General features: G+C 65.3%; 6 protein-coding genes and 1 tRNA gene. 1 reads left to right on the top strand and 6 read right to left on the bottom strand.

Annotated features, from left to right (window positions below):
• Positions 1–33 precede the first annotated feature (33 nt).
• From ACR2JI_RS16265 to ACR2JI_RS16255, 3 genes are all read right to left on the bottom strand, one after another.
• Positions 34–105 (bottom strand) — tRNA-Thr (locus tag ACR2JI_RS16265).
• 44 nt (positions 106–149) lie between these two features.
• Positions 150–851 (bottom strand): hypothetical protein, encoded by a 702-nt coding sequence (locus ACR2JI_RS16260; protein ID WP_526391808.1) that lies wholly within the window; start codon positions 849–851, stop codon positions 150–152.
• A 39-nt stretch (positions 852–890) separates the two neighbouring features.
• Positions 891–1295 (bottom strand): HIT family protein, encoded by a 405-nt coding sequence (locus ACR2JI_RS16255; RefSeq protein ID WP_526391806.1) that lies wholly within the window; start codon positions 1293–1295, stop codon positions 891–893.
• A 138-nt stretch (positions 1296–1433) separates the two neighbouring features.
• Here ACR2JI_RS16255 and ACR2JI_RS16250 point away from each other — a divergent pair, with 138 nt between their 5' ends.
• The gene (locus ACR2JI_RS16250) at positions 1434–2579 is read left to right on the top strand and encodes a histidine phosphatase family protein (RefSeq protein WP_526391804.1); all 1146 of its coding nucleotides are present in this window, start codon (positions 1434–1436) and stop codon (positions 2577–2579) included.
• A gap of 10 nt (positions 2580–2589) precedes the next feature.
• On the opposite strand, the gene ACR2JI_RS16245 is transcribed toward ACR2JI_RS16250, so the two are convergent.
• The 3 genes from ACR2JI_RS16245 to ACR2JI_RS16235 all read right to left on the bottom strand — a co-directional run.
• Positions 2590–3468, bottom strand: coding sequence for an SDR family NAD(P)-dependent oxidoreductase (locus ACR2JI_RS16245; protein WP_526391802.1), 879 nt, complete (start codon positions 3466–3468; stop codon positions 2590–2592).
• Positions 3465–3896 (bottom strand): nuclear transport factor 2 family protein, encoded by a 432-nt coding sequence (locus tag ACR2JI_RS16240; protein WP_526391810.1) that lies wholly within the window; start codon positions 3894–3896, stop codon positions 3465–3467. The genes ACR2JI_RS16245 and ACR2JI_RS16240 overlap by 4 nt, the downstream gene beginning before the upstream one ends.
• A partial coding sequence (locus tag ACR2JI_RS16235; RefSeq protein WP_526391800.1) for a zinc-binding dehydrogenase occupies positions 3893–4531 on the bottom strand: 639 nt, incomplete at its 5' end. The genes ACR2JI_RS16240 and ACR2JI_RS16235, both read right to left, overlap by 4 nt.

The raw sequence follows: 4531 nt of genomic DNA, 5'->3' as shown, positions 1-4531 counted from the left end.
CGTTTTCTGTTCGGACCAACGTTTCGGTCTCAGAGCCCCCTGTCAGGATTGAACTGACGACCTTTCGCTTACAAGGCGAGTGCTCTACCACTGAGCTAAGGAGGCCTGGCGGCGCCTGCGGGAACCAGCCGAGGCAAGAGCCTATCCGGTCATTCCCCGTCGTCGATCATCCGCTCGGAGTTGAACGGCCATAGTCGGCGTCCGGGCAGCGGGATCCGTCCGGCGATATCGCTCAGCGGATTGACCACCATGGACAGCGTCGTGACCGCCTCCCGGAGGAGCTCGATGGTCGGTGCCAGCGCTTCGAGGCCGGGGGCCAACCGGTTGAGTGTGTCGGCCACATCGGCGAGCTGCTCCAGCGGCCCGTTGCGAGCGGTGAGCTTGTCGATCAGGCCGTCTTCGGCGAGCAGCCGGTCGGCCAGCCCGTCCTCGGAGAGCACCCGCTCGACCAGACCGTCCTCGGCGAGCAGTTGTTCGACCAGCCCACCCGGCGCCAGCGCCCGATCCAGCCCACCGCCCTCGGCGGTCATCCGGTCCAGCACACCATCGGGAGCGGTGAGCCGGTCGATGAGGCCACCGGGCCGCATCAGACGATCCATCGGACCGCCCGGCGCCAGCGCGCGCCCCAGCGGTGCGTCATCGTCGACCAGGGCTGCTAATTTGTTGGCGCGGTCGATGGTCTCTTCCAGACCCAGCAGCCGCACCATCGAGTCCCGCGCCGATGGCACCGCTTCATCGCCGAGGGTGACTCTGGTCAGATCGACGGCCAGGCCCAGGCCGGATTCAGCTAGCACCAAGCCGACCTTTACCGGGACGGCCGCGACGCTCATCAGGGCCTTCGCCAAGTCCATGCCCTCAGTGTAGGAGCGCCGCCTGTGTTGCAGGCGCGTTCAGTCCAGGGCTGCCAGTGCGGCGATGATCCTGGCCTGTGCCTCGTCGAGTGACTCCGGTGACGGATTGCGGTCCACGTGGGCGAAACCGAAGTCGGTGATGTTGTAGGCGGGGAAGACGTGCACGTGCAGGTGCGGCACCTCCAGTCCGGCGATGATCAGTCCGGCACGCTCGGCGCCGAAACCGGCGCACACCGCCCGGCCGATGCGCTGGGACACTGCCATCACGTGATCGAACAGTGCCGGCTCGACGTTCTGCCAGTTGTCCACCTCGGCGCGGGGTACGACCAGGGTGTGGCCCTGGGTCATCGGCTCGATGGTCAGGAACGCCACGACTTCGTCGTCCTCGTAGACGAACCGACCCGGAATCGCGCGGTTGATGATCATGGTGAAAACGGAGGCCATGGGACTAGAGCTTAGGGCTCGGCAGATTTCGTGCTCAGGGCAGCCAACGGAGTTTTTGCCGATTGTCGTGATGAACGCATTCGGCTCAGGTAGGACGTATCAAACAGATGATGTGCCGCTTCACCAGATGGAGGACAGATGCAGCGCCCGGCCCTCAAGGCGATCCTCACATTCATCGGAGCGATCACGCTTCTGCTCGGCGCGGCCCTGCCGGCCTGGGCCGCGGATTCGGTGACTTTGACCCTCATCCGGCACGCCGAGTCCTTCGGCAATGTTCCGGGTGCGGGGATCGACACCAAGGTGCCCGGTCCGGTACTCACACCGCTCGGCGAACAACAGGCGGCGGACATCGCCCCCGGGCTCGCACTCGCCGGCTTCGACGGCATCTACTACTCCAACATGATCCGCACCTATCAGACCGCGCAGCCGTTGATGGCTCTGCAACCGACATGGTCTACCCAGGAGCTCGCCGGGTTCCGTGAGATAAGCGCCGGCATCTTCGAGGGACAGCCGATCTCCAGCGGACTGGGCCGGATCGGGTACTTCCTGATCCCGCTGACCTGGGCATTGGGCCTGCGGTCGCTACCGATTCCCCTGGGGGAGGGCGGTAACGAATTCGACGCGCGCTACAGCGGCGCCGTGGCCACCGTGATCGCCAACGGTGACACCGAGCCGGTGATCTTCTCGCACGGTGCGGCGATCATGGCGTGGTCGGTCATGAACGTCGACAACCCCGACATCGGGTTGCTGCTGTCTCATCCGCTGGGTAACACCGAGCAGGTCGTGGTGACCGGCAACCCCACCGATGGCTGGATGATGCAGAGTTACGCGGGCATACCGGTGAGCCAGAACCCGAGTCTGCTGACCCAACTTTTCGTCAACACCCGGGATCTGATCGTGGCGCCGCAGACCGCCGCCTATAACGTCGTCGCGGCCATCGGCACCTTGAACCTGCAGAACATTGTGGTCGCGGTCGCCGACGGTGTTGTCAGTGTCATCAAGGCCGGGGTCGGCTTCGTCGTCAACAGTGCCACCGACATCGTCAACGCGATCGTCGGGGTGCTGCCCCGCACCGACCGGGCACCCGCGTCCGCCGTCACTCAGCAGACCCCGGCGCGGCTCAAGGCCCGCGTCGCCGCGACGGCTGTCAGCGCCGCCGCAGTCGGCCGCGGCCACAGGACTCAGCCAGCCGCAGCTGCTGCCGCCACCGCCAAGCGTTCCGGTGAAGGACCAGGCCTGAAGGAGGCCGGCTCAAGTCGCCGTTCGGCGCAGAAGGCCGCCTGACGATACTCGGCTAGGTCTTCGGCGCCAGCATGCCGCTGATCTCATCCAGCGACCACGGCGGACTGTCATGGTGGTCGCGGTAGCCGAGAAATTCGGGGGTTGGCCGGTTGAATCGGCCGACGAATCCTCCTGCGGCAATGAACATCTGGCCGGTGATCCGCTTCGAAAGGTCGCTGATCAGATAGGCGTACATCGGGGCGACGTACTCCGGGGGTGCGGCATCCAGTGCGCCGCGGGCGCTCACATCGTCGAGCATGCCGCGCTGCCGCAGCGACTCAATGTGCCCCTCGTAGTCCGGTCCGGTGGATAACCGGGTCCGCGCACCGGGGCACACCACATTGGCACGCACCCCGTGCTCGGCGAGTTCGGCCGCGATCGCCATCGTCAATCCATTGACCGCGCCCTTACCGGCCGGGTAACCCGTGCCGCCGTAATCGCCAAGGAACGCGAACGAACTCGTGTTGACGATCGCACCGCCGCCGGCGGCGACCATCCGCGGCGCGGCCGCCCGGCAGGTGGCGAAGACGGTGCCCAGGTGCGCCTCGAGCAATTCGCGGAACTGATCCGGTGTCACCTCGAGAATCGATGAACCGATGGGTTCAGCGGTCCCCGCACAATTGACCAGACCGTGGATACCGCCGAATTCTTTCTCGCACAGGCTTATCAGCGCTTCCGCGACGGCTTCCTCAGATGCCGCACCGGCGAGTCCGACCGCACTTCCGCCGGCTGCGGTGATAGCTGCCACCGTCTCGTCGACCGCGCCGGTATCGCGCCCGTTCACCACGACGCCGGCGCCGAGGCTGGCCAGCAGTTTCGACACCGCGGCGCCGATCCCACGTGATCCGCCGACTACGACGGCTGCGGTGCCGCGCAGTGGCGAATCGCTCACTCAGCCTGACCGAACGCCATGCCCTCGAGGTTCCAGTAGCCCCGCATGTTGGTGATCAGACCGTCGTCGTCGACCCGGTAGCAGAACACACCGCGCACTGCGGAGGTCATTCCGCCTTCGAACCGGCTGCGCAGAACCAGGATGTGGGCCACTTCGTTGGGTGAACTCGACGGGAAGGTCTCCTCGCAGGTGACTGAGAGGTTGTTCACTGCGATGTTGGCGTCGTAAAACGCCGCGACGGCGTCCTTACCACGCACCCCGAGACCGTCGGGGTTGGTGAACGACTGCCCGATCGGATCCTCGATGACGACGTCGGGCGCCATCAGCGAGAGCCAACCCTCACGATCGTGGGACTGCACGCACCGCCATGACTCCCGGGAGGCAGCCAGGGCGGGCGTCAGCTCGGTGGTCTCCTGTGCCAAGGTCAGCGATCCTCGTCGGTGTAGCGGATGACCCCGCGGATGTTGCGGCCCTCCAGCATGTCCTTATAGCCGTCGTTGATCTGTTCGAGGCGGTACTCGCGAGTGATCATATCGTCGAGGTTGATCTTGCCCATCTTGTACATCGACAGGATGTGCGGGATGTCGAAGTAAGGGTTGCCGCCACCAAAGATGGTGCCCTGCAGGTTCTTCTGCATCAACGTCAGCATCGCCAGGTTCAGCGTGACGTTGGTGTCGACCATGCTGCCGATGGCGGTCATCACACAGGTGCCCGACTTGGAGGTGATGTTCATGTAGTTGTCGACGTCGGCGCCGTGCACCTCACCCACGGTGACGATGACCTTCTTGGCCATGAAACCGCCGGTCGCTTCCGCGATGCCGGCCATTGCCGTCTCGATATCCGGATAGGCATGGGTGGCGCCGAATTTCAGTGCGGCATCGCGCTTCCACTCGACCGGCTCGATGACGAAGATATTGCGCGCTCCGGAGATGACCGCGCCCTGCAGTGCCGACATGCCGACCCCGCCGACGCCCACGACTGCGACATCCTCACCGGGCTTGATCTGTGCGGTGTGGGTGGCTGATCCGTAGCCGGTGGTGACGCCGCAGCCGACCAGGCAGGC

Origin of the sequence: Mycobacterium sp. (assembly GCF_051006775.1) — a bacterium.
Classification (GTDB): Bacteria; Actinomycetota; Actinomycetes; order Mycobacteriales; family Mycobacteriaceae; genus Mycobacterium.
The sequence above is the reverse complement of the archived record's forward strand: the minus strand, read 5'-3'. Positions and strand labels throughout refer to the sequence as shown.

What these genes read in the sequence shown, in the direction of transcription:
- ACR2JI_RS16260 (WP_526391808.1), bottom strand. Translation starts at nt 851, where the DNA reads ATGGACTTGGCGAAGGCCCTGATGAGCGTCGCGGCCGTCCCGGTAAAG.
- ACR2JI_RS16255 (WP_526391806.1), bottom strand. Translation starts at nt 1,295, where the DNA reads ATGGCCTCCGTTTTCACCATGATCATCAACCGCGCGATTCCGGGTCGG.
- ACR2JI_RS16250 (WP_526391804.1), top strand. Translation starts at nt 1,434, where the DNA reads ATGCAGCGCCCGGCCCTCAAGGCGATCCTCACATTCATCGGAGCGATC.